Raw genomic sequence first — 26,560 nt, forward strand, 5'->3', positions numbered from 1 at the left:
ATTGGGGACCCAGAATCTGGGTCCCCTTTCGTCGTTTGAGCACCTGATGGAGCTCCGGCGAAGTCGCCGTGACCGCACCCCACCGCAGGTGCGTGATTCAATTTGTGGCGAATACCGACTTTTCGCGGAACAAAGAAAGGGAGCACCGTGCCGGAACAAAACGACGATCGGAAGCCCTTCCGGCGCGGCGCTCCCGATTCCGGGTCCGGCCGGCGAAGCGATAACCAGGACGCGGACCGCCGCGGTGGGGGATTCAACCGTCGAGGTGACTCCGGGGAACGCGGCGGCTACAACCGTCGCGGCGAAGCGGGCGGTTACGGCGGGCGGGAAGGCTCGTCCGACCGGGGGAGTTCTCAGCGCCGCGACAATTCCAGTGGCTTCGATCGTCGCGGAGACAGCGGCGGCGCCGACAAACGCGGCGGCCAGCGCGGTGGATTCGGACGCCGGGACTCCGGCGACCAGACCGGTGACACCGGTGGCTTCCGCCGCGGGGGCGACGCGCCCAAGCGCGGTGGTTTCCAGCGTCGGGACGAGCCCGCGGGCCGTGGTGGGCCGGGAGAGCGCGGCGGTTTCCGACGGTACGACGATTCCGGCGACCGTGGCGGCTTCAAACGCCGCGGCGATTCCGAAGAGCGGCGCGACGAATCGCGCGGTGGTTTCCGTTCGGGCGGTGACTCCGGCGCGCGTGGCGGATACCGTGACGAGCCCGCTGGCCGTGGTGGGCCGGGAGAGCGCGGCGGTTTCAGACGGTACGACGATTCCGCCGACCGGGGTGGCTTCAAACGCCGCGGCGATTCCGAAGAGCGGCGCGACGAATCGCGCGGTGGAAACCGTTCGGGCGGTGACTCCGGCGCTCGCGGCGGGTTCCGTCGTGGTGACTCCCCCCGGGGTGATTCACCACGTGGTGGGTTCGACCGTCGCCGTGACGATTCCGGTGACCGGGGTGAAGCACGCCGCGGTGAGGCGGGCGAGCGCGCTGGATTCAAGCGTCGTGGCGACTTCGATGATCGCGGTGACGCGGGGCGGCGCGGTGAGTCCGGATTCCAGCGGCGCGACGACGATCGCCGTCGCCAGGGATCGGACCGTGACGGCCGGCGCGACGACGATCGCGAAGGTTCGACATCGCGTGGCGAGGATCGGCGCAGGGGCGGCGAAGGAGCCCGGGTGGGCGCGGGCCGTTCGCTCGACCGCCGACCGCCGCGGCCGGAGGAACCCGACCTGCCGGACGAGGTGCAGGCTGCCGATCTCGACTCCGCCGTGCGGCGCGATCTGCTCAGCTTGGACAAAGGCAACGCGGAGACGGTCGCCAGGCACCTGGTGATGGCGGTGCGCCTGCTCGACGACGATCCCGGGCTCGCTCTCGCGCATGCCAGGGCCGCGCGGCAACGGGCGGGGCGGATCGCGGTCGTGCGTGAGACCGCGGGAGTTGTCGCCTACCACGCCGGTGAATGGGCGGAGGCCTTGTCGGAACTGCGGACCGCGCGCCGGATGTCCGGTGGCTCCGGGCTGCTGGCCGTCATGGCGGACTGCGAGCGCGGCCTCGGGCGTCCCGAACGCGCGATCGAACTCGGTCGCAGTGACGAGGCGCGCGCTTTGCGTGGCGATGAGGCCGCCGAACTGCGCATCGTCGTGGCAGGCGCGCGCATGGACCTCGGTCAGTACGACCAAGCCGTCGTCACTCTGCAGACCTCGGATCTCGACCCGTCCCGCACCGGATCCGCCGCGGCTCGCCTCTTCTACGCCTACGCCGATGCCCTCGTGGCGGCGGGGCGCACCGACGAAGGCCTCACCTGGTTCCTCAACGCCGCTTCCGCCGACTTGGACGGAGAGACGGACGCCGAGGAACGCGCCGCCGAACTCACCGGGGACAGCGACATCTGATCGATCCGTGACCCGATTGGCCGCCGATGCCTGATGCGTCGGCGGCCTCGACCGAAAGGGTCTTCCTGGCGGGCAGGTCCGCACCATACGCCGATGCCCCCTTGGCGACGGAACGTGCCGAAGGCCTCACCCGGTTCCTCAACACTGCCTCCGGCGACTTGGACGGAGAGACGGATGTTGAGGAACGGGGCGCCCAACTCACGGGGTACGGCGGCGTCTGTTTTCCGTCGACGGCCGAGGTCCGCCCGCCGCCGCGACGATGGTTATAGAGACCAGGTGACGCACGTGGTGTGCGCGTGCGGTCGATGGTGATTGCCGACCCCGAGAGGGCGGAACAGCGAACGTCGGGTGCACGACGGCCGGACGCAAGTTGGTCGGCGGGCCAGGCCTTGATGAACCTTTCGCTAGAAGCGTGTTCGGTGGCGTGGACGGTGCGGACCATACGCCGATGCCTCGTGGCGGCGGAACGTGCCGACTGAGGCCTCACCTGCTTCCGCGACACTGCCTCCGTCTGTTCGCTGCCCGCTCCTCAGCATCCGTCTCTCCGTCCAAGTCGTAGAACATGTTCGACATCCTGTGAAGGGGTTGCCGACCCGGGGAGCAACAGCGAATGCCGGGCGGACTGTGTGGCCCTTGCCCAGGTGCTCCTGGTCGGGGCACGACGGCCGGACGTGGGTTCGTCGGCGCGCCATGCCTCGATGACAACCTGTGCGGCGAGCGAGGCGGTCGATTTCCGCGCTGATGTGTGCGGAGGTACCGAGGCCGGACCTCTCGGCAGAGCGGGCGCGACAAGCCATCGGTGATCCGGGAACCGCCGTGCGGCGCTTGCACTCCGCTGCCGCGGGAGTGGCTGACGCCACGTCTTTTCGGTCCGCTCGCTGGCGTAGTGTCGATGTCCCGGACTCGGCGGGTCCGGCGGTGACGAGTCGGCACGGCGCCGAACGGTGACACGGAGTGAGAGTGGTGTGACGCGACTACGAGATCGCTACCGAGCCCTGCTGCTGGATCTGGACGGAACGCTGTATCGCGGTCACGAGGTGATCGAGGGGGCGCCGGAAGCGCTGACCGCGGACGGGCAGGCGGGCCAGCGGCTGGTGTATGTCACCAACAACGCCAGCCGCGGGCCGCAGGTAGTGGCCGCCCATCTGTCCGAGCTCGGGTTTCCCGCGTCTGCCGATGAGGTGGTGACCAGCGCGCAGGCAGCGGCGCGGCTGCTGGCCGAGCGGCTCGACCCGGGTGCGCCGGTGCTGGTGGTCGGCACCGACGACTTGGCCGCCGAGGTGGACGGTGTCGGGTTGCGGCCGATCCGGCGCTTCGACGGCGCCGCGCCGGCCGCTGTGGTGCAAGGACATTCGCCGCAGACCTCGTGGCCGGACCTAGCCGAAGCCGCCTACGCTCTGCGCGCGGACGCACTGTGGGTCGCGGCCAACACCGACCGGACCCTGCCGAACGAACGCGGCCTCGCGCCGGGCAACGGTGCGATGGTCGCCGCCCTGCGGGCCGCCTCCGATCGCGAGCCCATCGTGGCGGGCAAACCCTACGCGCCGCTGCTGGAGGACGCGCTCGTCCGGGCCGGTTCCCGCGCCGCTTTGGTGGTGGGCGATCGTCTCGACACCGATATCGAGGGCGCCAACCGCGTCGGTCTCGACTCGTTGCTGGTGCTCACCGGTGTCAGCACGCTGGATGAATTGCGCAAGGCCACGGACGGGCAGCTCCCGACCTATGTCGCCGACTCGCTCGACGCGCTCAATCACGCCGCCGTAGCCGTCGAGCCGGACGCCGATCTCGGCGAATCGCTCCAGCGCAATCCGGGACGAGCTGTGACGGTCCGCGCGTCCGATTCGGAAATCCGATAGCGTTGACGCCACGATGACTACTGCTACGCCTCGTCCGAGCGGCCCCGGTGCACCGGGGCCCCGTCCGGGAGTGCCCCTGCCCGGCCAGCACCTGCCGGGCGCGCACGGACACCAGGAGCCTGCCGACCCGGATCGCATCCGCGGCGAGGTCGACAACTTGCTCGCCGAACTCGACTTCCCCGGCCGAACCGGGGTCGCGACCGACAGCGCCGAGGCCGGAGTCGACATCACCCGTCGCGCTCGCATCCTGGAGCAGGCACATGACGTGCTGGTACAGGCCTTGGCCACGGTGGACAAGATCTGAGGTGGCCAGACGCGCGCGGGTGGACGCGGAACTGGTTCGCCGCGGGTTGGCGAGATCGCGGGAACACGCGGTCGAGCTGATCGGCGCGGGCCGCGTCCTGATAGCTGGAACGGTCGCGGTGAAGCCGGCGACCGCGGTCGAGGCGGGCACGCCGCTGGTGGTCCGCGAGGAGCCGGACGAGGTGTCGTGGGCCTCGCGGGGTGCGCACAAACTGCTCGGCGCGCTGGAGCGGTTCGAGCCGGAAGGGCTGTCCGTAGCGGGCAAGCGCTGCCTGGACGCGGGCGCGTCGACCGGCGGTTTCACCGACGTGCTGCTGGCGCGGCAAGCGCGGGAGGTCGTCGCGGTCGACGTCGGCTACGGCCAGCTGGTCTGGCGCCTGCGCAACGACGAGCGGGTCAGGGTGTTCGATCGGACCAACGTGCGCAACCTGACGCCCGAAACGATCGGTGGCACGGTTGAGGTGGTGGTGGGCGACCTGTCGTTCATTTCGCTGAGCCTGGTGCTGCCCGCGCTGGCCGCGTGCGCCGCGCCGGGCGCCGACCTGCTGCCCATGGTGAAACCGCAGTTCGAGGTCGGTAAGGAACGGGTCGGCTCGGGCGGTGTCGTGCGTGATCCCGCGTTGCGTGCCGACGCGGTGCGCGCGGTGGCGGCGGCGGCCGCGGAGCTGGGCCTGCGCACCGCCGGTGTCGTGGCGAGCCCGTTGCCGGGCCCGTCGGGCAATGTCGAATACTTCTTGTGGCTGCGCAACGACGGGCCGTTCGAGTACGACGGCGAGCGGGTCGCCGCGTTGGTCGAGCGCGCGGTTGAGGAGGGTCCACAGTGAACGCGCCGGCTCAGCCTTGCGGCCGGGAGATTCTGCTGGTGTCGCATCCGGGGCGCGCGGAGATCATCGAGACCGCGCACCGGGTGGCGAAGATCTTCGCGGAGGCGGGGATCTGCCTGCGCGTGCTCGCCGATGAAGCGGACAGCACGCGGTTCGAGGAGGAGCCGGGCGGTTTTCCGGTGCGCGTGGTGGAACACAGCCCGCAGGCCGCGGTCGGCTGCGAGATGGTGCTCGTGCTCGGTGGCGACGGAACGTTCTTGCGCGCAGCCGAGCTGGCCCGCCCGGCCGGGGTGCCGGTGCTCGGCATCAACCTCGGCCGCATCGGGTTCCTCACCGAGGCCGAGGCGGAGCACTTGGACGAGGCGCTCGCCCAGGTGGTCCGGCGCGACTACACGATCGAGCACCGGATGACCATCGATGTCACGGTGCGGATCGAGGACGAGGTCGTCGAGAGCGGTTGGGCGTTGAACGAGGCGAGCATCGAGAACGCTTCCCGCATGGGCGTTCTGGAAGTGGTGCTGGAGGTCGACGGCCGCCCGGTGTCCTCGTTCGGCTGCGACGGCATCCTCATCTCCACTCCGACCGGGTCGACCGCCTACGCCTTCTCCGCGGGCGGGCCGGTGGTGTGGCCGGAACTCGAAGCCTTGCTGGTGATTCCGAGCAATGCCCATGCCCTGTTCGCGCGACCGCTGGTGACCAGCCCGGATTCGCGGATCGCGGTCGAGTCGGTAGCGACCGGACACGATGCGATAGTTTTCCTGGACGGCAGGCGCACGCTCGCACTGCCCAGCGGTGGCCGGGTCGAGGCGGTTCGCGGCGCTCGACCGGTGCGCTGGGTGCGGCTGGACTCCGCACCGTTCGCCGACCGGATGGTGCGCAAGTTCCAATTGCCCGTGACAGGCTGGCGTGGCCGACGGCGAACGGAGAGCACAAGTGCTGACAGAGATCAGGATTGACGGGCTTGGCGTCATTTCCACGGCGACCGCGCAGTTCCACGCGGGACTGACCTGCCTGACCGGCGAGACCGGCGCGGGCAAGACCATGGTGGTGACCAGCCTGCATCTGCTCAGCGGTGCGCGCGCGGACGCGGGGCGGGTCCGGCTCGGGGCGTCCCGCGCCGTGGTCGAGGGCCGGTTCACCATCGACGACGTGAACGACGCCGCCCGCGCCGAGGTCGCGCAGGTGCTGGAGGCGGCCGCGGCCGAGCAGGACGACGACGGCAGTGTCATCGCGATCCGCACGGTCGGCAGCGACGGACGCTCACGTGCGCATCTCGGCGGTCGCGGCGTGCCCGCCTCGGTGCTGGCCGATTTCACCGCACCCTTGCTGACCGTGCACGGCCAGAACGATCAGCTGCGTTTGCAGCGTCCCGACCAGCAGTTGTCGGCACTGGACCAGTTCGCCGGCGACGCGGTGGGCGCGCTGCTGCGGAAATACCAGGTGCTGCGCCGATCGTGGCTCGACGCTCGCACCGAGCTGCTCGAACGGACCGCGCGCAGCCGGGAATTGGCGCTCGAGGCCGAACGGCTCGAGCACTCGCTGCGCGAAATCGACGCGATCGCGCCGGAACCCGGCGAAGACGTGCGCATCGTCGACGAGGTGCGCAGGCTCAGTGACCTGGACTCGCTGCGGGAAGCGGCGGCCACCGCGCACGAAGCGCTGGCCGGGCCCGCCGACGCTCCCGGAGACGGTGCCGGCGCGCTGGAGGCGCTCGGCGCCGCGCGTGCCCGCATCGAGGCCGCCGACGATCCGGCGCTGGTCGCGCTCGCTCCGCGCGTGGCCGACGCCATCGCCGTGGTGGTCGACGTGACCACCGAGCTGAGCGGGTACCTGTCGGATCTGCCTTCGGACCCGGGTGCGCTGGATTCGCTGCTCACCCGCCAGGCCGAATTGAAGACGCTGACCCGCAAGTACGCACCCGACATCGACGGGGTGCTGGCCTGGGCGCAGGAGGCCCGCACCCGGCTCGGGTCGCTGGACGTCTCCGAGGAGGCGCTGGCGAAGCTGGCCGCGGAGGTGGACACCGCCGCCGAGCGGGTGCGGGAGGCGGCGAAGAAGCTGAGCGCGGCGCGGGCCAAGGCGGCGGGCAAACTGGCGGCCGCGGTGAGCGCCGAACTCGGTGGTCTGGCGATGGGCAAGGCGCGTCTGGAGGTGGAGGTGCGGCCGGTGCCCGCGGGTGCGCAGGACTCGGCGCCGCTCACCGTCGACGGCAAGGAATTGCACGCCGGGTCCGCAGGCATCGATGAGGTCGAGTTCCGGCTGGCGGCGCATTCGGGCGCGCAGTCGTTGCCGTTGAGCAAGAGCGCGTCCGGCGGTGAGCTGTCCCGGGTGATGCTGGCGCTGGAGGTGGTGCTCGCCGGGTCCGAGCACGGCGCGACCATGGTGTTCGACGAGGTCGACGCGGGCGTCGGCGGGCGAGCCGCGGTGGAGATCGGTCGCAGGCTGGCGCGGCTGGCGCGCACGCATCAGGTGATCGTGGTGACCCATCTGCCGCAGGTCGCGGCGTTCGCCGACACGCACCTGGTGGTCGACAAATCCGACGACGGCAAGGGCACGGTCAACAGCGGCGTCCGGGCGCTGACCAACGACGAGCGGGTGGTCGAGCTGGCGCGGATGCTGGCCGGTCTCGACGATACCGAGACCGGCCGGGCGCACGCCGAGGAACTACTGGCGACGGCGCGCGCCGAGAAAGCGGGCGCCGAGGTGGCCACGCGCTGAGCGCGCCGGTCAGCGCACCGCCTTCTGCGCGCCCTTGATGAACACGCCGATCAGGTTCTTCAGACCGAATTCGAGCACCTTGGCGGGCACCGGAAGCGACGGGTCGGACTCCATCGTGTAGGAGACCCGGGTGCCGTTGTCGGCGTCGGCGAAGGTGACGATGCCGACGTGCCGCTTCACCGGCGCGCCCTTGACGACCTTGTACTCCATCCGCTCACCGGGCACCAGCTTGGTGATCTCCTCGGTGATACCGACCGGGCCGAGGCCGATCAGGTGCTGCGCGCCGACGCCCTCCCGCTCGGTCAGGCCGGGCTTGACCAGCTTGACCTGGGCGGGAATGTAAGGGCTGATGCTCTCGCGGTCGGCGAAGAGCCGGTAGACGACCTCGCGCGGGGCGGCGATGACGGCGTCGACGGTGGTGCTGGCCATGAATTCTCCTCTTCCAGTTACGTGTGACCGGCAGCATATAGCTACACCGGGCGCGGCTCGGTGATCGTGTCGTCCGCATCACACTCGGGGGCGAGCCGTCCGGGTTGCCGGGTTGTTCCGGCCGCTGCCGCGCTTGCGTGCGGTGTCGAAGTCGATGCTCGGTGGTGCCGCAGGTCAGGCGCACAAAGGTCCGTTCTACTGAGAGTATCCGTGGAAAATTCTGTCCGGTGTGTTGTCTGCTGTGGTCTGACGTGTTCGTCGGAGGTGTGCCTGGGTAGTTCACGGCGGCAAAGCTCGTAACGACCAATGGTTTTCGCGCTCAGAGCTGACACCGTATCCAACTCGTGTCCGTAATGTCCGGTTCATCTTCTACTATTGAAATCAGTAGATTAACGGCGGGTGAATTCCGCCCGCCAGCGGGAAGTGCCGATGCAAAGGGGCCATCATGCGCAGTGTTCTTCCGATGACGTTCGAGACGAGCGGAGCGCGCCTTCGCGGATCGGCGACGGGGCGAGACCGGGGGCGATCGAAGAAGGGCGCGTTCGCGCTGATCATCACCGGGCTCGCCGCGGGAACGGTCGCCGCGGCGGGTGGCGCCGCGGCGGAGTCGTTGTCTCGTTCGGACCACTCGGGACGCTCGGGTTCGCACGGCGACTCGACGGGCTGGCACAAGATCGATCCGTACGGATATCAGCACTCCGACCCGAATCCGTTGCGGCAGAACGAGCATCAGCACGCGTTGCGGGAGTACCACCGGCAGGGCAAGCCGAGGTCCGGCGAGGGCGACGCGGGCAATGGGGCGGGGGAGGCGGCATGGACGCGCACCCAGCGTCCGGACGGCAGTGGCTGGACCGTGTGCCGTCCACGGGCCAAGTGGTGCTGACGATCTCGCTCGATCGAGCCGCGCTCGTGGGCGCTCGGAGTCGCGCCACCTAGCTGATCGCTTCGGCCGCTAGGGTAGCTATCAATTCGCCGTCGGCTGCGAGAGGTGCCGGGATCGACCGCGAATGAGATTCGAAGAGGAATTCGCGAATTGATTGCTGCGAACGGTCATATGGTCGCGGGCGAAGTCGGTGTTCAGTCGAATCGCGTGGAAATCTCCAGATCGGTATATGAGGTCGGGGATCGAACTGCGGAACAAGGCAGGGCTGATCGTTGAGCGGGTTTGATTGCCACGATGTAGCGGTATTTCGAATCGGGTCTCTCGGTGACGGCGCGCCTCCATCAATGGTTGAGAGTTTGCGGTCATCATCGCTCCATGAAGATGCCGGCGCTGTTGTCGCGGAACACCGAAACGCTTCCTGGTCTGATCGGGACGGCCCGGGTGGATCGCAACACCCGGCGGCTGCTCGGCCGGGTCGGGCCGGGGGACATCGTCGTCCTCGACGAGATGGACCTGGACCGGATGACCGCCGACCGGCTGGTCGAGGCGCGCGTCGGCGCGGTGATCAACACCTCGCCGTCCATCTCCGGCCGCTACCCGAATCTCGGCCCCGAGGCGCTGGTGTCCCACGGCATCCTGCTGCTGGACACGGTGAGTTCGGATGCGTTCAAGAAGATCAAGGACGGCGTCAAGGTCCGCGTCGACGGCGGCGTGGTCTACGCCGACCGGCTGATCAAGAAGGACCCCGAGGTGCTCGTCGAAGGCATCGAACTCACCGAGACCGCCATCGCCGAGCGGATGATCGAAGCGCGCAACGGCCTCGCCGATCACCTCGAGGCCTTCGCGGGCAACACCATCGAGTTCATCCGGACCGAGAGCGCGCTGCTCATCGACGGGTTCGGCGTTCCGCAACTGGACCTGGTGATGAGGCAACGGCATGTGGTCGTCGTCGCCGACGGTCCAGACCACGCCGAGGACCTACAGCGGCTCAAGCCGTTCATCCAGGAGTACGCCCCCATCCTGATCGGCGTCGGCCGTGGCGCGGACACCCTGCGCAGGCGCGGGTACCGGCCCGACGTCATCGTGGGCGACCCGGAGGAGATCACCACCGCGACGATGAAGTGCGGCGCCGAGGTGATCCTGCCCGCCGACACCGACGGTCGCGCCAAGGGGCTCGAACGCATCCAGGATCTCGGCATCGGCGCGACCACGTTCCCGTCCTCGGGCTCGGCGGCCGATCTGGCGTTGCTGCTGGCCGACCATCACGGCGCCGCGCTGATCGTCACCGCGGGAGCGCCCGCCTCCCTCGACGACTTCTTCGACCGGGGACGCCGCGACAGCAACCCGGCCACCTTCCTGACCCGGCTGAAGGTGGGCACGAAGCTGATGGACGCCAAGGCGGTGGCCACCCTGTACGGCAACCGCGTGTCCGGGGTCGCCGTCGCGCTGGTGGTGCTCGCCGCGCTGGTGGCGGTGATCGTCGTGGTGCTGGCCTCCAACAGCGGCGGGGACGTCCTGGACTGGGGTGTGGACACCTGGAACCGCCTCGCGCGGTGGGCGCAGGGGCAGATCACAGCTCGGGAACTCTGAAGGAGAACGATGATTTCGCTGCGCCAGCACGCCATCTCGATCGTCGCGATCTTTCTCGCGCTCGCGATCGGTGTGGTGCTCGGATCCCAGACCCTCGCGGCCGATCTGCTGTCGGGGTTGCGCGCGGACAAGGCGGATCTGCGTCAGCAGGTGGACACTCTGACCGAGCGGAACCGGCAGCTCGACGAGCAGACCGCGGCGGCCGACCGTTTCATCGCCGGCTCGTCGGGCCGCATTCTCGGCGGTACGCTGGCCGACCGCGGCGTCGTCGTATTCACGACCCCCGACGCCGACCCGGCGGACGTCGAGGCGGTGAGCAGAGCGCTCGCGGCGGCGGGCGCCGCCGTCACCGGCCGGATCGCGCTCACCGAGGCGTTCGCCGACGCCACCGAGGGCGATCGGATGCGCACGGCCCTGACGAACGTCATCCCGGCCGGGGCGCAGCTGCGGACCGGCGCGGTGGATCAGGGCAGTATGGCCGGTGATCTGCTCGGCTTGGTGCTGCTGCTCGATCCGGCCAGCGGGCAAACTCGGAGCACCCCGGAGGAGCTCGGGCTGGCACTGGAGACGCTGCGCGGCGGCGGCTTCCTCGCCTACGGCGACACACCGGTGCGGCCCGCGCAGCTCGCGGTCGTGATCACCGGGGACGCCGCCGCGGCCGGGGACGGCGCGGGACCGAACATCGCGCGCTTCGCGGGCGCGCTGCGCGGCCGCGGCGCGGGAGTGGTGCTCGCCGGTCGCGCCGGCGCCGCCGACGGGCAGGGGCCGATCGCCGTGGTCCGCGCCGACGCCGCGCTCGCGGCCCAGGTGAGCACGGTCGACAACGTCGAACGCGAGCTCGGCCGGGTCACCACCGTGCTCGCGCTGGGCGAGCAGCTCAACGGCGGCGCCGGGCGCTACGGCACCGGCGCGAAAGCGGCCTCGCTCACCCTGGCCGTGGTGCCGGGCTGACCGGTCGCCAACGGCATCGCCGGTCGACCCGCAGGGTTCCAGCCCCTGGCCTCGAACGATCGCTGTCGCGGCGCCGACTCTCGACGCACACCGGCGACCGAAGAGACCCGCCCCACACTCCGGACGCGCGGGCTCTCATCGACCTCCCGCGATCGGCGGGCAAACGCGCGTGGCAGTCGAACGGACGGGCGGATTCGTGTTACCGTGAAGACCCGTGGGTCAAACACGGATTCAGGCGCGAACGGACACGAAGCACATCTTCGTCAGCGGTGGTGTCGCCTCCTCATTGGGTAAAGGTCTTACCGCCTCCAGCCTCGGTCAGCTGCTGACGGCGCGTGGGCTGCGCGTCACGATGCAGAAACTCGACCCGTACTTGAACGTCGATCCCGGCACGATGAACCCCTTCCAGCACGGCGAGGTGTTCGTGACGGAGGACGGCGCGGAGACCGACCTCGACGTCGGCCACTACGAGCGTTTCCTCGACCGGGACCTGTCCCGCGACGCGAACGTGACCACCGGGCAGATCTATTCGTCGGTCATCGCCAAGGAGCGCCGCGGCGAGTATCTCGGCGACACGGTGCAGGTGATCCCGCACATCACCGACGAGATCAAGCACCGGATCCTCGCGATGCGCGGCCCCGATCTACAGGGGCAGACCCCGGACGTGGTGATCACCGAGATCGGCGGCACCGTCGGCGACATCGAGTCGCAGCCGTTCCTGGAGGCCGCCCGCCAGATCCGCCACGACGTCGGCCGCGACAACGTCTTCTTCCTGCACGTCTCGCTGGTGCCCTACCTGGCGCCCTCCGGTGAGTTGAAGACCAAGCCGACCCAGCACTCGGTGGCGGCGCTGCGCAATATCGGCATCCAGCCCGACGCGCTGATCCTGCGCTGCGATCGCGAGGTCCCGCAGTCGCTGAAGAGCAAGATCGCGCTGATGTGCGACGTCGAGGTCGACGCCTGCATCTCCACCCCGGACGCGCGGTCGATCTACGACATCCCGCGCGTGCTGCACCGGGAGGGCCTGGACGCCTACGTGGTGCGCAGGCTCGGCCTGCCGTTCCGCGACGTGGACTGGACGGTGTGGGGCGATCTGCTCGACCGGGTGCACTCGCCGCGCGAGACCGTCGAGGTCGCGCTGGTCGGCAAGTACGTCGATCTGCCCGACGCCTACCTCTCGGTCACCGAAGCGCTGCGCGCGGGCGGGTTCGCCTCGCGGGCCAAGGTGAACATCCGCTGGGTGCCCTCCGACGAGTGCGAGACGCCCGCGGGCGCGCAGCACGCGCTGCGCGACGTGGACGCCGTCTTGATCCCCGGCGGCTTCGGCATCCGCGGCATCGAGGGCAAGGTCGGCGCGATCCACTACGCGCGCACCCGCGGCATTCCGCTGCTCGGCCTGTGCCTCGGGTTGCAGTGCGTGGTGATCGAGGCGGCGCGCCGGGTGGGGCTGGTGGAGGCCAACTCGGCCGAATTCGAGCCGGACACGCCGCACCCGGTCATCTCCACCATGGCCGACCAGGAGCAGGCCGTGGCCGGGGAGGCCGATCTCGGCGGCACCATGCGGCTCGGCGCCTACCCGGCGACCCTGGAGAAGGGCTCGGTCGTCGCCCAGGCCTACGGCAGCGAGCACGTCTCCGAGCGTCATCGCCACCGGTACGAGGTGAACAACGCTTACCGCGACAAGATCGCCGAGAGCGGCCTGAAGTTCAGTGGCACCTCGCCGGACGGCCACCTGGTCGAGTTCGTCGAGCTGCCCGCCGACGTGCATCCGTTCTTCGTCGCCACGCAGGCGCACCCGGAGTTGAAGAGCAGGCCGACCCGCCCGCATCCGCTGTTCGCGGCGCTCATCTCGGCGGCGCTGAAATACAAAGCGGCCGAACGTCTTCCGGTGGACATTCCCGGCGAAGAACTGGCGGGTGCGGCGGAACAGGCGTAGCGGCATGAGCAACGGGGGCGCTGCCGAGCCGGGCAGCCACGATTTCCGGATCGAATCCAGCAGGACCGTCTACAGCGGCGCGATCCTCGCGCTGCGGCTCGACCAGGTGCGCATGCCGGGCGGCAAGGTCGTGGAGCGCGAGGTGATCGAGCACCACGGCGCCGTCGCCGTCGCCGCGATCGACGACGACGGCAATGTGGTGCTGATCAACCAGTACCGCCACCCGATCGGCAGGCGGCTGCTCGAACTGCCCGCCGGGCTGCTCGACGTGCCCGGCGAGGACCCGCTGGTCGCGGCGCGCCGTGAGCTGGCCGAGGAGACCGGGCTGGCCGCGCGGGACTGGGCGGTGCTGGTGGACGTGGCGCTCTCGCCCGGGTTCACCGACGAAGCGCTGCGCGTCTACCTGGCCCGCGGGCTGTACGAAACCGAGCGTCCCGACCCGGAATTCGAGGAGGCGGACCTGGAAGTGGTCCGCATGCCGGTCGACGCGGCGGTGCGCGCGGCGCTGAGCGGCGAGATCGTCAACGCCACCGCGGTCGCGGGCGTGCTCGCCCTGGCGGCGGCGCGGGCGGGCGGCATCGAACCGCGGCCGCCGGACGCGCCATGGGACGGGCAGCCGACGACCTTCCTGCGCCGCAAGGCGGCCGCGAAGTCAGAAGACTGACCGCAGGTGCTCGGTCGCGAACTCGACACCTATCTCGACCACCTCGCCGTCGAGCGCGGCGTCGCGCCCAACACCCTGGGCGCCTACCGGCGTGACCTCGGCCGGTATCTGGAGTTCCTGAGCGGCCGCGGCATCGAATCGCTCGACCGGGTCGACGAGTCCGACGTCGCGGAGTTCACCATGGCGCTGCGCTCCGGCGGTCCAGGACGCCCGCCGCTGGCGGCGAGCTCGGTGGCCCGCGCGCTGATCGCGGTGCGCGGCTGGCATCGCTTCGCCGCCGCGGAAGGGCTCACCGACACCGATGTGGCGCACGCGGTGAAGCCGCCCGCGCCGGGGCGCAGGTTGCCCAAGGCGCTGCCCTACGACCAGGTGCTGAAACTGCTGGAAGCGGCAGGCGGTGGTCAGGGCGACCCCGCCGCGGGCGTGGACGGCGGACCGCGCGGCCTGCGCGACCGCGCGCTGCTGGAATTGCTGTATTCCACCGGCGCGCGGATCTCGGAAACGGTCGGGCTCGACGTCGACGATCTGGACATCGAAGAGCGCGCGGTGGTCCTGCGCGGCAAAGGCGGCAAACAGCGTCTGGTGCCGATCGGACGACCCGCGCTCGCCGCCGTGGACGCCTACCTGGTGCGCGGGCGGCCCGTGCTCGCCGCGCGCGGAAAAGGCAACGCCGGAGCCCTGTTCCTGAACGTCCGCGGCGCGCGGCTGTCCCGACAGAGCGCCTGGCAGGTCCTGCACACCGCCGCCGAACGGGCGGGCATCGCGGCGGCGGTGTCGCCGCACACGCTGCGCCACTCCTTCGCCACCCATCTGCTCGACGGGGGCGCCGACGTGCGGGTGGTGCAGGAACTGCTCGGCCACGCCTCGGTGACCACGACGCAGATCTACACGCTGGTCACGGTCAACACCCTGCGCGAGGTGTGGGCTACCGCGCATCCCCGTGCGCGGTAAATCGTTGCGGATTCGGGGGCTTCGCGCGCGGGCAGGGAACGGAACAAAATGGACTGCGGTCCGGTTGTGCTGGTCGCCGGGTGTGCGACGCTGTCGCCGACGGCCCGGTTCCCGACCACAACGCGAGGTGAATTGCATGGCAAAGTCTTTCATCGTCCACGAGGCCGACGTCGAAGCTATTCCGCTGCCCGGCGGCGGTTCCTTCCGGCTCCTGGAGGACAGCGAGAATTCCGAAGGGCTCTTCGGCGCCAATCGGCTGACCCTGGCCGCGGGTGCGGACGGCACCCGGCCACACCACCACACGAAGTCGACCGAGATCTTCTATGTGCTCGGCGGCACAATGGATTTCCTCGTGGACGGCACCCGCAGCTCGGTGGGCGAAGGTGGCCTCGTGGTGGTTCCGCCGGGCGCGGTGCACGCCTTCGGAGCCGCCGCCGACGGCCCCGCCGAGTTTCTGGCTGTGCTCACACCCGGTATCGTCCGCTTCGAATACTTCCGGCAACTCGGCCGGATCGCGCGCGGGGAGGCGGACTGGGACAGTATGAACGAGTTGCACGACCGGTTCGACGTTCATTTCGATGGCGGACCGCACTGGCGCTGACCAGCGCGGCACGAACACGCCGCGCGGAGGCGCGACACTCGAGTGCCGTCAAGCGGTAGCGTCTATCGAGAGCTGGACCGCACGAAAGCGAGGTCGGCCCATGATCGGCCTCGCTACGCTCGGCGAGGCAACGGGCAGGAACGTATAAGGAGCAGCGGATCGTGACGACAGCCGGCGCGGCAGAGCCGCCGATGGGTGCTGGGGCGGAGCCGCTTACGGGCTCGCGACCGGGTCCGTACTCGCCCGCCGCGGCGGAAACGCTGTGGGGCCACGGAGTGGAACCGGTCCCGGAGGACGCGACGCTCGGCCCGACCGGACGGCCGTTGCGGCTGGTGCCCGACCCGCCGCCGGTCGGCCAGCACGGTGACGCGCTGATCGTGGCCATGTGCAATCAGAAGGGCGGCGTCGGCAAGACCACCTCCACCATCAATCTCGGTGCCGCGCTGGCCGAATACGGCCGTCGCGTCCTGCTCGTCGACCTGGACCCGCAGGGCGCGCTGTCGGCCGGGCTCGGCGTCGCCCATCACGATCTCGACCTGACCGTGCACAATCTGCTCATCGGCTCCAAGGTGTCGATCGACGACGTGCTGATGCAGACCCGGGTCCCGAACCTGGATCTGCTGCCCAGCAATATCGATCTCTCCGCCGCCGAGATCCAGTTGGTCAACGAGGTGGGCCGGGAACAGTCGCTCGGCCGCGCGCTGGAGCCGATCCGCAACCGCTACGACTACATCCTGATCGACTGCCAGCCGTCACTCGGCCTGCTCACGGTCAACGCCTTGGCCTGCTCGGACGGCGTGATCATCCCGATGGAATGCGAGTACTTCTCGCTGCGCGGGCTCGCGCTGCTCAACGACACCGTGGAGAAGGTGCGGGACCGGCTGAACCCGCGGTTGAGCCTGTACGGGATAGTGGTCACCATGTTCGACTCGCGACTGCTGCATTCCCGCCAGGTGATGGCGCGCGTGGTCGAGGTGTTCGGTGACCTGGTCTACGACACCGCCATCGCGCGCACCGTCCGTTTCCCGGACGCCAGCGTCGCGGGCGAGCCGATCACCACCTGGGCGCCGAAATCCAGTGGCGCCGAGGCGTATCGGTCGATGGCTCGGGAAGTCATCCACCGATCGGGCCGGTGACCGGCCGCTCCGACCCCTCGTCCGCGTCCGACCACGACCCGTCCGGCCAGGGGTCTTCCGCGGCCGGACCGACTCCGACGCCGGACGATCAGGCACCCGAGGCCGGTGAGCGGCGCGAATCCAGGCCGGCCGCTCCCGCGCTCGGAAACGCGGCGGCGGCGTTCATCGCCGCGGGCCGCGACGCCGCCCCCCGTCGCCCGAACCCGGCCATCGCCGGAGGTTCCACCGGACGAACCGCGCCGGAGACGGCGGCGGACACCCCGCCTGCGCGGGACCGTGGGGACGAAACCGCCACGAAACCACCCGCGCGGCCTGGTGAGACGATCGTCCCGGAGAGACCGGACGATCGGTCCGTCGACGCACCTGATGTCCCTTCCGCGGCTCACGATGCGGCGGAGGCACCCGGCGATGCACCCGCCCCGCTGAAGGAACCAGGCTCGACGCCCGATGTGCGGGACGCTCGCGGCTCCGCGCCGGATGAACATGGTCTTGCGCGGGACGTGCTGGATGCACGTCGTTCTTCGCCCAGTGCGCCGGATATGCGCGGTTCTTCAGCCAGCGCGGCGGATGAGCCCGGCTCCGAACGGCTGGCGTCGGAACCAAGCGGTGGTTCCTCGCCCAATGCGGCGGATGAGCCCGGCTCCTCGCCCGGCCCGCTGGAAGCACCGGCCCTCTCGCAGAACGCGCCCGGCGCACCGGAGGCCGGAGCGGCACCGTCGCCCGAGCCGCAGGCGACCGGGTTCCGCCTGCGGCTGAGCAACTTCGAGGGCCCCTTCGATCTGCTGCTCACCCTGATCAGCTCGCGCAAACTGGACGTCACCGAGGTGGCGCTGCACAAGGTCACCGACGAATTCATCGCCTACACCAAGGCGCTGACCGCGAACATGGCGCGGCAGAACACCTTGCGGGCGGACAAGATCCTGGACCAGACCACGGAATTCCTGGTCGTCGCCGCCACGTTGCTGGATCTGAAGGCGGCGCGGCTGCTGCCGTCGGGGGAGATGACCGACGCGGAGGACCTGGAGCTGCTCGAGGCGCGCGACCTGCTGTTCGCGCGGCTGCTGCAATACCGCGCGTTCAAGCAGGTCGCCGAACTGCTCGGCGAGCTGGAGGCGGCCGCGCTGCGCCGCTATCCGCGCGCGGTCGGCCTGGAGGAGCGCTACGCCGGACTGCTGCCCGAGGTTAGGCTGGGTGTCGGGGCGGCCGAGTTCGCCGCGATCGCCGCGGCGGCCTTCCGGCCCCGTCCGGTACCCAAGGTCGGGCTCGACCACTTGCACACGCACGCGATCTCGGTGGCCGAGCAGGCGGCGCTGGTGCTGGAGCGGCTCAGACAGCGTGGTGCGGGGGCGTGGACCTCCTTCGGCGAGCTGGTCGCCGATTGTGAGGTTCCGGTCCAGATCGTCGCCCGCTTCCTGGCGCTGCTCGAGCTGTATCGCGGCAAGACGATCGAGTTCGACCAGCCCGATCCGCTCGGTCCCTTGTCGGTGAGCTGGATCGGCGACGAGGCCGCGCAACAAGTGGACACCGTGACGATCGAGGAGGACTACGGGTGAGTGAGCAGAGCGCGAGGGAGCCGAGGCGCGGTCATGAGTGAGGCAGTGGTGGAACTCACCCCCGAACCGCTCGCCGACGCCGATCTCCGTTCGGCGCTCGAGGCCATGCTGCTGGTCGTCGACTCGCCCGCCCCGGCTGACCAGCTCGCGGCCGCTCTCGGCGACAGCGTCGAGCGGGTGGAACGGACCCTGCGCGAGATGTCCGCCGAACTGTCGGCGCGGTCCAGCGGGATAGATCTGCGTTTCGTCGGTGACGGCTGGCGCTTCTATACTCGCAGCGAGTACGCGCCGTATGTGGAGCGGATGCTGCTCGACGGCTCCCGATCGAAACTGACCCGGGCGGCCTTGGAGACCCTGGCGGTGGTGGCATACCGTCAGCCGGTGACCAGGACCAGGGTCAGCGCCGTGCGCGGCGTGAACGTCGACGGGGTGATGCGCACACTGCTGGCCAGGGGCCTGATCGCCGAGGCAGGCGTCGACCCGGAGACCAACGGAACGCTGTACCGCACCACCGAGCTGTTCCTGGAACGGATCGGACTGGCTTCGCTGAGCGATCTGCCGCCGCTGGCGCCCTTGCTTCCGGGCGTCGACCTGATCGATGAGATCAACGAGAGCCTGGAGACGGACCCCCGCTACACCAGGTCGAGGAAACCCGCCGAGGCCGACTTGGACCTCGGCACCGAAGAGTGACAGGACATCATGAATACGCCCGCTCGCCGAGATGGCACACCGGATCGTAGGAAACGCGGCGCACAGCCCGAACGCGGCGGCGCGAGCCGCGGCTCGAGTTCACGCGACGCCCGTTCGGCCCAACGGGGCATCGCCGCCCGTGGCGCCCAGCAGGGTGGTGCGGGCCGGTCGGCCCAGCGCGGATCCGCCGCCCCAAGCCCGCAGCGCCACACGGCCGCAGCGGGCAAGAAGAAGCCCAAACCGCAGCGGCAGGTCGCGCCGCCGCCGCTGCTGAGCAACGCCAAGCCCGCGCGCCATCAGAACGTGGAGCCCGCCCCCTCCGGCGGCCACACCAAGCTGCCCTGGGGTGAGGGGGAGCGGTTGCAAAAGGTGCTCGCCAAGGCGGGCGTCGCTTCGCGCCGGGCCGCGGAGGAGATGATCGCGCAGGGCCGCGTCGAGGTCGACGGCATGATCGTGCGCGAGCAGGGCCTGCGCATCGACCCGCAGCACGCGGTGGTGCGCGTCGACGGCACGCGCGTCGTGGTGCGCGAGGAACTGGTGCACGTCGCGCTGAACAAGCCGAAGGGCTGGCAGTCGACCATGTCCGACGATCTCGGCCGCCCGTGCGTCGGCGACATCGTGGCCGAGCGGATCGCCGCGGGCCAGCGGCTGTTCCATGTCGGAAGGCTCGACGCCGACACCGAGGGCCTGCTGCTGCTCACCAACGACGGCGATCTGGCCCACCGGCTGATGCACCCGTCCTACGAGGTCTCCAAGACCTATCTGGCGACGGTACAAGGCGAGGTCAACAATCGCGCGGTCGGCAAGCGGCTCAGAGAAGGCGTCGAGCTGGAGGACGGTCCCGCGAAGGTCGACCGCTTCCAGGTGCTCGAACTGGGGGAGGGACGTTCCCTGGTGAAGGTGGTGTTGCACGAGGGGCGCAAGCACATCGTGCGCCGCCTGCTCGACGCGGTGGGTCATCCGGTCGTCCGGCTGGTCCGCACCCATATCGGCCCGGTCGCGCTGGGCGACCAACGGCCAGGCACGCTGCGTGTGCTCGGCCGCGATGAAATCGGCAAACTCTACGAGGCGGTGTCGTTGTGAACGGTGTGGAGATCCCGGTGCAGGCGCCGGCGCGGATGGCCGGTACGAGCCCACTGGTGGTCGCCATGGACGGGCCATCGGGTACCGGGAAGTCGAGCGTGTCACGGCGCCTGGCCACCCGGCTCGGCGCCCGCTACCTCGACACCGGCGCGATGTACCGGGTGGCGACGCTGCGCGTGCTGCGCGCGGGCATCGAACTGACCGACACCGCGGCCATCGCCGCCGCGGTCAAAGAGCTGCCACTGTCCATCGGCACCGACCCCAGCCGCGAGGTGATCGAGCTGGACGGCGAGGACGTGCGAGCGGAGATTCGCGGCGACGCCGTCACCAAGGCGGTCTCGGCGGTCTCGGCGGTGCCGGAGGTGCGGGAACTGCTCGTCGCCATGCAGCGCGACATCACGGCGGCCGCGGGCCGGATCGTGGTGGAGGGCCGCGACATCGGCACCGTCGTGCTGCCCGACGCGGACGCCAAGATCTATCTGACCGCTTCCGCCGAGGCCAGGGCGCACCGGCGCAATCAACAGAACATCGACGAGGGGCGCGGCGACGACTACGCGGGCGTGCTCGCCGACGTGCAGCGCCGCGACACGCTCGACTCGACCCGCAAGGTGTCCCCGCTGCGTCCCGCCGAGGACGCGGTACCGGTCGACACCAGCGAACTGTCCATGGACGAGGTCATCGACGAGCTGTATGGCGTGGTCGCGCAGCAGGTCGCCGTGTACGGAGCCGGAGGGGACCGATGAACGGGGACGTGCTGGCGGGCGACGGCGTCTGGAGCGACGAAGCCGACTGGGAACTGACCGACCTCGAGGGCGAGTTCGAGGACTCAGCGCACGTCGCGATGCCGACGCTGGCCGTGGTCGGCCGCCCGAACGTGGGCAAGTCGACGCTGGTGAACCGCATTCTCGGCCGCCGCGAGGCGGTCGTGGAGGACATCCCGGGAGTGACCCGCGACCGCGTGTCCTACGAGGCGAACTGGGCCGGTCGCCGGTTCCTGGTGCAGGACACCGGCGGCTGGGAGCCCGACGCGAAGGGGTTGCAGCAATCGGTGGCCCGCCAGGCCGAGTTGGCCATGCAGACCGCCGACGCGATCCTGCTCGTGGTCGACGCCGTGGTGGGCGCCACCGCCACCGACGAGGCGGCGGTGAAGAAGCTGCGCCGCTCCTCGGTGCCGGTGATCCTGGTCGCCAACAAGGTCGACGACCAGCGGGTGGAAGCGGAAGCGGCGGCGCTGTGGTCGCTGGGACTCGGCGAGCCACGCATGGTCAGCGCCGCGCACGGCCGCGGCACCGGTGACCTGCTCGACGACGTGCTCGCGGTGCTCCCGGAGACCCCGCGCGAAGGGACCGGCGGCGTCGGTCCGCGTCGGGTGGCGCTGGTCGGCAAGCCCAATGTCGGCAAGTCCAGCCTGCTCAACAAGCTGGCCAACGACGAGCGCTCCGTGGTGCACGATGTCGCGGGAACCACGGTCGATCCGGTCGACTCCCTCGTCGAACTGGGCGGCAAGGTCTGGAAGTTCATCGACACCGCCGGGTTGCGCCGCAAGGTGGCCAATGCCAGCGGCACCGAGTTCTACGCCTCGCTGCGCACCAAGTCCGCGCTGGAGGCGTCGGAGGTGGCGATCATGCTGATCGACGCCTCGCAGCCGATCACCGAACAGGACCTGCGGGTGATCAGCATGGTCGCCGATTCCGGGCGGGCGCTGGTGCTGGCGTTCAACAAGTGGGACCTGGTCGACGAGGACCGGCGCCTGCAACTGGAACGCGAGGTCGACCGCGAGCTGGTCCGGGTGCCGTGGGCGCAGCGGGTGAACATCTCCGCCCACACCGGGCGCGCGGTGCAGAAGCTGGTGCCCGCCATGGAGACCGCGCTGGAATCCTGGGACAAGCGCATCCCGACGGGCAGGCTCAACACCTGGCTGAAGGACGTGATCGCCGCGACGCCGCCGCCGATGCGTGGCGGCAGGTTGCCCCGCGTGCTGTTCGCCACCCAGGCGACCACACGACCGCCCACGTTCGTGCTGTTCACCACCGGCTTCCTGGAGGCGGGCTACCGGCGTTTCCTGGAGCGCAGGTTGCGCGAGGAATTCGGTTTCGACGGCTCGCCGGTGCGGATCTCGGTGCGGGTGCGGGAGAAGCGGGACCGCTCGAAGAAATAGGCGACGGCGGCGAGGCCGGGGCATATCCCGGCCTCGCAAGCTAACTATTGGCTCGTAACTCTTCTTCACCGATAATTCGGACAAAAAGCCTAGTCGAGGCCGTAACTTCTCGTATACGTGACGATATGGCCAGTCCTCTTCGCAACCACGGCAAACACCTGGCATCATCCGGGCATGGTCATTCCCAGCGTCCTGCCGGAACCACCGGCCGTCCTGACTCCGTTCGAGACGGGATGGCCCGTGCGCCTCGCCGACACCGATCGTGACCAGCGTCTGCGCCTGGACGGTGTCGCCCGCTACCTGCAGGATGTCGGCTACGACCACCTCGACGTCCTGGAGGACGGCGATATCCATCGCCTCTGGGTGATCCGCAGGACGGTGATCGACGCGCTCAAACCGCTCGGCTTCGGCGAGCGGGCGACGTTGCGGCGGTGGCCGTCGGCGACGTCCACCCGCTGGTGCACGATGCGGGTCCAGATCGGCGGCAGTGCGGGCGGGCTGGTGGAGACCGAGAGTTTCCTGATCCATTTCGGCACCGAATCCGGGGTGCCGACCCGGATGAGCGACCGGTTCCTCGCGCCCATGCTGGCCTGCACGACCGAGCACCGGCTGCGCTGGAAAGCCGAACTCACCGATCCCATGCCCGCGGCGGGCGAGCCCGGCGTGCAGGTGCGGCCATTCCCGCTCCGGGCCACCGACATCGACCTGCTCGACCATATGAACAACGCGGTCTACCTCACCGCGCTCGAAGAAGTACTCGCCGATCACGCCGAATTGAAATCGGGCCCGCACCGCGTGGTGGTCGAGTACGGGAAACCGGTGCGGTCGGGTGAGGACGTCGAACTGGTCGCCCGCCGCACCGACGCGAGCTTGGACGTGTGGTTCGCCGTCGGCGCGGACTGCCGGGCCGTCGCCCGGGTCACCTCACGCTAACCGGCCAACTGTTCGACGGTGGCGCGCGCTCCCCGGCTGCGCAGGCTGTCCAGAGCCGCCAGATAGGCGGTCACGAACCGAGGATGGTCGATCAGGTCGCCGAACAGCGAGCGCTCGCCGAGGAACGCGGTCGGCTGCTCCCGTTGCCGCCGGGCCAAGGGAACCAGCCGGTCGCGGAGCCGGTCCACGACCTCGATCGGTTGCCCCTGCTCGTCGACGCCCTCGGCATAGCGGGCCCAGCTCGCGACCACCGCCGCCGCGCAGTCGATCGGGCCGCCGGTGGCCAGCTGCGCCCGCGCCACCGGTAGCAGCCACTTCGGTATCCGGTCGGAGGATTCCGCGCACAACCGGGCGATGGTGTCGCCGATCGCGGGGTTGGCGAACCGGTCGAGCAGCGTCCGCTTGTAGTCGTCCAGGTCGACGCCGGGTACCGCGCGCAGCGTCGGCGTCGCCTCGGCGTCCATGTAGCGCGTCAGGAAGCGCCGGAAGGCCGGATCCTGGGCGGCTTCGTGCACCAGCCGGTAGCCGCTCAGGTAGCCGAAGTAGCACAGCGCCTGATGGCTCGCGTTCAGCAACCGCAGTTTCATCAGTTCGTACGGGGTGACGTCGGCGACGATCTGCACGCCGACCTCCTCGAAGGCCGGACGCCCCAGTGAGAAGGAATCCTCCAGCACCCACTGTGCGAACGGTTCGGTCACCACCGGCCAGCGGTCGGTGAGCCCGTAGCGCCGCTCGATCTCGCCGGTCGCCCCCGGCGGGGTCACCGGGGTGATCCGGTCCACCATCGAATTGGGGAAGCGCACCTCATCCGCCACCCAGGCCCCGAGCCCGGGATCGCGCAGCGCGGCGAACGCGCCGAACATCCGGCGCGCGACGTTCCCGTTGCCCTCGATGTTGTCGCAGGACAGCACGGTGAACGGCGCGATGCCGCGGGATCGGCGGCGGGTCAGCGCTTCGGTGATGAGGCCGAAGACGGTGCGGGGCGGCGCGTTCCCGGCCAGGTCGGCGCGGATTCCGGGGTCGTCAGGGTCGAATTCCCCGGTAGCGGCGTCGATGTGGTAGCCGCCTTCGGTGATGGTCAGCGAGACGATGCGGGTGGCCGGATCGGCGAGCTTCGCCACGACGGCCTCGGGATCGTCCGGCGCGTACCGGTATTCGACCAGCGAGCCGATCGTCCGGGTGGTCCACGTGCCGTCCGGCGCGACCGTCGACAGCGTGTACAAGCCGTCCTGCGCCCGCAGCACGTCGCGCATGCGGCGATCGCCGGGCAGTACGCCGACTCCGCAGATGCCCCATTCGTGGCCGCGGCCGCGTTCGAGCAAGCGGTCCACGTACATCGCCTGGTGGGCTCGATGGAATCCGCCGACACCGAAATGCACGATGCCCGTGGTGATCCGCGACCGGTCGTAGCCCGGTGTCGAGACGCGATCGGCGAAGCAGGCCATCGTCGCCGCGCGCAAGGGCGTGGCCGTCGGTTCCCGCATCCCGCACCTCCAGTGTCGTGTGGATCACACCCTAGTGCGGCGGTGGTCGGTCGCCGGTCGGCTCGGCGGCGGCGATTCCCGGCTCACCCCGTTTCCGCCGGTGGCGTCGGTCACCGGAGGTTTATCGCCGTGGAGCTGGGTAGACCGTCCGTGACCGGATCGACGGCAGAAAGGCTGAATGCGATGTCTCAACCCATCACCAGTACGCTGGATCAGGAGCAGCAGCGCATCGCGGGCGAAACGCTCCAGGGGACCGTGGTCGACCTGATCGACCTGTCGCTGATCGCGAAGCAGGCGCACTGGAACGTGGTCGGCTCCAACTTCCGCTCGGTGCACCTGGCGCTGGACGAATTGGTGACCGTGGCACGGGACTTCACCGACTCCGCCGCGGAACGCGCCACCGCCGTCGGCGTGAGCCCGGACGGGCGGGCCGCGAGCGTGGCCAAGAGTTCCGGCGCGATCGGCATCGGCGAGGGCTGGCAGCAGGACACCGACATCATCGACGCGATCGTCGGCAACCTCGCCGCCGTCATCAAGCGGCTGCGTGAGCGCATCGCGGCGACCGAGAAGGCCGATCCGGTGACCCAAGATCTGTTCATCGCGATCGCGGCGCGGCTGGAGCAGCTGCACTGGATGTGGCAAGCGCAGCTCGCCACGGCCTGATGCGGGTGATCACGTGCGCGTTCGGCGCGCCTGCCACCGAGACCGCAACGGTCGCGGTGCGAATCCCCGCCGACGCGCGACAGCTCGCCTTGATCCGCGCGATGACCGACACCGTGTGCCTGGTCGCCGAACTGCCCCTCGACGCGGCGTCGGACATCCGCTTGGCGATCAACGAGGCGGCCACGATGCTGCTGGCGGACGCCAGGCCCGGCTCGATGCTCGGCTGCGCGTTCACCCACGGCGCGGGCCGGATGAGCGTGCGCGTCGATGCCGTGGCCGCGGTCGGCGACGACGTGAACGGCGATCCGCTGAGCTGGGAATTGGTCCGCCTGCTCACCCGTTCCCTCTCGATTTCTCGTGACCCTTTTGATTCCGAACTCGGCGGGTACCCGACCGTTATCGAATTCAGTTGGGAACGAGGACCATTTGATGACACGTGAGTTCACGACCGACGGAAATGACGCGGCAGGCCGCGCCCGTGGCGGCGACAGCTACGACAACATCGAGCCCTGGTTCGAGAAGCTGGCCGCGATGGACGAGGGTGATCCGCACCGCGCGGCGCTGCGCGAAGAGGTGACCAGGCGGTGTCTTCCGCTCGCCGAGCACATCGCCAGGAAGTTCTCCGGGCGCGGTGAGGCATATGAGGATCTGCTGCAGATCGCCCGGGTCGGGCTGGTGCTCGCGGTGGACCGTTTCGACGTCTCACGCGGCAGTTCCTTCCTGGGATTCGCGGTCCCCACCATCATGGGCGAGGTGCGCAGGCACTTCCGCGACCACACCTGGTCGCTGCGAGTGCCGCGCCGGCTCAAGGAGATTCAGCTGCGGATCGGCCCGGCCACCGAGACGTTGTCGCACCGCCTCGGGCGGATGCCGACGGCGAGGGAGATCGCCGAGGAACTGGACGTCGACCTCGTCGAGGTCACCCAGGCCCTCATCGCGGGCAACGCCTACCAGGCCAACTCGCTGGACGCGGCGGGTCGGGAGGACGGCGACGGTGCGCCGCAGTCGCTGGCCGACACGCTCGGCGCCGAGGAGCCGTGCTACGACCTGCTGGAGCAGGCGATGGCGGTGCGACCGCTGATCGCGGAGTTGCCGCCGCGCGATCGGCAGGTGTTGATCATGCGTTTCTACGAGTCGCGGACCCAGAGTCAGATCGCCGAAGAACTGGGCGTTTCCCAGATGCAGGTGTCGCGCATCCTGGCCAGGATTCTCAAGGACCTGCGCGAACGAGCGCTCGGCCCCGAGGAACAACTCGTGTCGAGCGCCGCCTGAT

At 69.8% G+C, this 26,560-nt stretch carries 24 protein-coding genes and 1 pseudogene; 23 read left to right on the forward strand and 2 right to left on the reverse strand.

The features are described 5' to 3' along the window. Positions 1 to 927: 927 nt before the first annotated feature. From NB3_RS35935 to recN, 6 genes and pseudogenes are all read left to right on the forward strand, one after another. Positions 928 to 1,881, forward strand: a pseudogene (locus NB3_RS35935) (tetratricopeptide repeat protein); the annotation flags it as partial. A gap of 965 nt (positions 1,882 to 2,846) precedes the next feature. Continuing rightward, positions 2,847 to 3,737: an HAD-IIA family hydrolase gene (locus tag NB3_RS20985; protein ID WP_067806091.1), complete on the forward strand. Its 891-nt coding sequence runs from the start codon at positions 2,847 to 2,849 to the stop codon at positions 3,735 to 3,737. A gap of 13 nt (positions 3,738 to 3,750) precedes the next feature. After that, complete coding sequence (locus NB3_RS20990; protein WP_067806094.1) at positions 3,751 to 4,041, forward strand: hypothetical protein; 291 nt, start codon at positions 3,751 to 3,753, stop codon at positions 4,039 to 4,041. A gap of 1 nt (position 4,042) precedes the next feature. Further along, positions 4,043 to 4,864, forward strand: coding sequence for a TlyA family RNA methyltransferase (locus NB3_RS20995; RefSeq protein ID WP_067806097.1), 822 nt, complete (start codon positions 4,043 to 4,045; stop codon positions 4,862 to 4,864). After that, positions 4,861 to 5,820 carry an NAD kinase gene (locus NB3_RS21000; RefSeq protein ID WP_067806212.1) on the forward strand — a complete coding sequence of 320 codons (960 nt, stop codon included), beginning with the start codon at positions 4,861 to 4,863 and terminating at the stop codon, positions 5,818 to 5,820. Before NB3_RS20995 ends, NB3_RS21000 begins: the two co-directional genes overlap by 4 nt. Next, a complete protein-coding gene (recN, locus tag NB3_RS21005) occupies positions 5,798 to 7,582 on the forward strand; it encodes a DNA repair protein RecN (protein ID WP_067806100.1) in 1,785 nt (594 codons plus the stop codon). Before NB3_RS21000 ends, recN begins: the two co-directional genes overlap by 23 nt. Before the next feature lie 9 nt (positions 7,583 to 7,591). On the opposite strand, the gene NB3_RS21010 is transcribed toward recN, so the two are convergent. Continuing rightward, positions 7,592 to 8,011 (reverse strand): SRPBCC family protein, encoded by a 420-nt coding sequence (locus NB3_RS21010; protein ID WP_067806103.1) that lies wholly within the window; start codon positions 8,009 to 8,011, stop codon positions 7,592 to 7,594. A 463-nt stretch (positions 8,012 to 8,474) separates the two neighbouring features. Here NB3_RS21010 and NB3_RS21015 point away from each other — a divergent pair, with 463 nt between their 5' ends. From NB3_RS21015 to NB3_RS21080, 14 genes are all read left to right on the forward strand, one after another. Next, complete coding sequence (locus tag NB3_RS21015) at positions 8,475 to 8,894, forward strand: hypothetical protein (RefSeq protein ID WP_067806105.1); 420 nt, start codon at positions 8,475 to 8,477, stop codon at positions 8,892 to 8,894. Between the two features lie 375 nt (positions 8,895 to 9,269). Beyond that, entirely contained in the window at positions 9,270 to 10,484 is a 1,215-nt protein-coding gene (steA, locus tag NB3_RS21020) for a putative cytokinetic ring protein SteA (RefSeq protein WP_067806107.1), read from the forward strand. Between the two features lie 9 nt (positions 10,485 to 10,493). Further along, entirely contained in the window at positions 10,494 to 11,435 is a 942-nt protein-coding gene (locus NB3_RS21025) for a copper transporter (protein WP_067806110.1), read from the forward strand. Between the two features lie 214 nt (positions 11,436 to 11,649). Next, positions 11,650 to 13,371 (forward strand): CTP synthase, encoded by a 1,722-nt coding sequence (pyrG, locus tag NB3_RS21030; protein ID WP_067806112.1) that lies wholly within the window; start codon positions 11,650 to 11,652, stop codon positions 13,369 to 13,371. A gap of 4 nt (positions 13,372 to 13,375) precedes the next feature. Then, positions 13,376 to 14,035: an NUDIX domain-containing protein gene (locus NB3_RS21035; protein ID WP_067806115.1), complete on the forward strand. Its 660-nt coding sequence runs from the start codon at positions 13,376 to 13,378 to the stop codon at positions 14,033 to 14,035. Positions 14,036 to 14,041: 6 nt separating this feature from the next. Next, positions 14,042 to 14,986, forward strand: coding sequence for a site-specific tyrosine recombinase XerD (gene xerD / locus NB3_RS21040; protein ID WP_067806118.1), 945 nt, complete (start codon positions 14,042 to 14,044; stop codon positions 14,984 to 14,986). Positions 14,987 to 15,122: 136 nt separating this feature from the next. Beyond that, positions 15,123 to 15,587, forward strand: coding sequence for a cupin domain-containing protein (locus tag NB3_RS21045; protein ID WP_067806121.1), 465 nt, complete (start codon positions 15,123 to 15,125; stop codon positions 15,585 to 15,587). A gap of 161 nt (positions 15,588 to 15,748) precedes the next feature. After that, positions 15,749 to 16,723, forward strand: a complete 975-nt coding sequence (locus NB3_RS21050) for a ParA family protein (RefSeq protein ID WP_443093672.1) — start codon at positions 15,749 to 15,751, stop codon at positions 16,721 to 16,723. Between the two features lie 539 nt (positions 16,724 to 17,262). After that, on the forward strand, positions 17,263 to 18,276 hold the full coding sequence (locus tag NB3_RS21055) for a segregation and condensation protein A (protein ID WP_244892011.1): 1,014 nt from the start codon (positions 17,263 to 17,265) through the stop codon (positions 18,274 to 18,276). 33 nt (positions 18,277 to 18,309) lie between these two features. After that, the gene (gene scpB / locus NB3_RS21060) at positions 18,310 to 18,966 is read left to right on the forward strand and encodes an SMC-Scp complex subunit ScpB (protein ID WP_067806127.1); all 657 of its coding nucleotides are present in this window, start codon (positions 18,310 to 18,312) and stop codon (positions 18,964 to 18,966) included. A 9-nt stretch (positions 18,967 to 18,975) separates the two neighbouring features. Continuing rightward, positions 18,976 to 20,049: a pseudouridine synthase gene (locus NB3_RS21065; protein ID WP_084823536.1), complete on the forward strand. Its 1,074-nt coding sequence runs from the start codon at positions 18,976 to 18,978 to the stop codon at positions 20,047 to 20,049. 35 nt (positions 20,050 to 20,084) lie between these two features. Next, positions 20,085 to 20,792, forward strand: coding sequence for a (d)CMP kinase (gene cmk / locus NB3_RS21070; protein WP_067806217.1), 708 nt, complete (start codon positions 20,085 to 20,087; stop codon positions 20,790 to 20,792). Next, on the forward strand, positions 20,789 to 22,207 hold the full coding sequence (gene der / locus NB3_RS21075; protein WP_067806131.1) for a ribosome biogenesis GTPase Der: 1,419 nt from the start codon (positions 20,789 to 20,791) through the stop codon (positions 22,205 to 22,207). The genes cmk and der overlap by 4 nt, the downstream gene beginning before the upstream one ends. Before the next feature lie 174 nt (positions 22,208 to 22,381). Then, positions 22,382 to 23,140, forward strand: coding sequence for an acyl-[acyl-carrier-protein] thioesterase (locus NB3_RS21080; RefSeq protein ID WP_067806134.1), 759 nt, complete (start codon positions 22,382 to 22,384; stop codon positions 23,138 to 23,140). On the opposite strand, the gene NB3_RS21085 is transcribed toward NB3_RS21080, so the two are convergent. Further along, positions 23,137 to 24,624: a mannitol dehydrogenase family protein gene (locus tag NB3_RS21085; RefSeq protein WP_084823537.1), complete on the reverse strand. Its 1,488-nt coding sequence runs from the start codon at positions 24,622 to 24,624 to the stop codon at positions 23,137 to 23,139. The genes NB3_RS21080 and NB3_RS21085 overlap by 4 nt on opposite strands. Before the next feature lie 183 nt (positions 24,625 to 24,807). Between NB3_RS21085 and NB3_RS21090 the strand changes: the two genes are divergently transcribed. From NB3_RS21090 to NB3_RS21100, 3 genes are read left to right on the forward strand one after another with little or no spacing between them, the layout of a single operon-like run. Then, entirely contained in the window at positions 24,808 to 25,287 is a 480-nt protein-coding gene (locus NB3_RS21090; protein WP_067806141.1) for a Dps family protein, read from the forward strand. Beyond that, positions 25,260 to 25,727 carry an ATP-binding protein gene (locus NB3_RS21095; protein ID WP_169810727.1) on the forward strand — a complete coding sequence of 156 codons (468 nt, stop codon included), beginning with the start codon at positions 25,260 to 25,262 and terminating at the stop codon, positions 25,725 to 25,727. The genes NB3_RS21090 and NB3_RS21095 overlap by 28 nt, the downstream gene beginning before the upstream one ends. Continuing rightward, positions 25,717 to 26,559, forward strand: coding sequence for an RNA polymerase sigma factor SigF (locus tag NB3_RS21100; protein ID WP_067806148.1), 843 nt, complete (start codon positions 25,717 to 25,719; stop codon positions 26,557 to 26,559). The genes NB3_RS21095 and NB3_RS21100 overlap by 11 nt, the downstream gene beginning before the upstream one ends. Position 26,560 lies beyond the last annotated feature (1 nt).

This window comes from Nocardia beijingensis NBRC 16342, assembly GCF_001612785.1.
GTDB classification, from domain to species: domain Bacteria; phylum Actinomycetota; class Actinomycetes; order Mycobacteriales; family Mycobacteriaceae; genus Nocardia; species Nocardia beijingensis.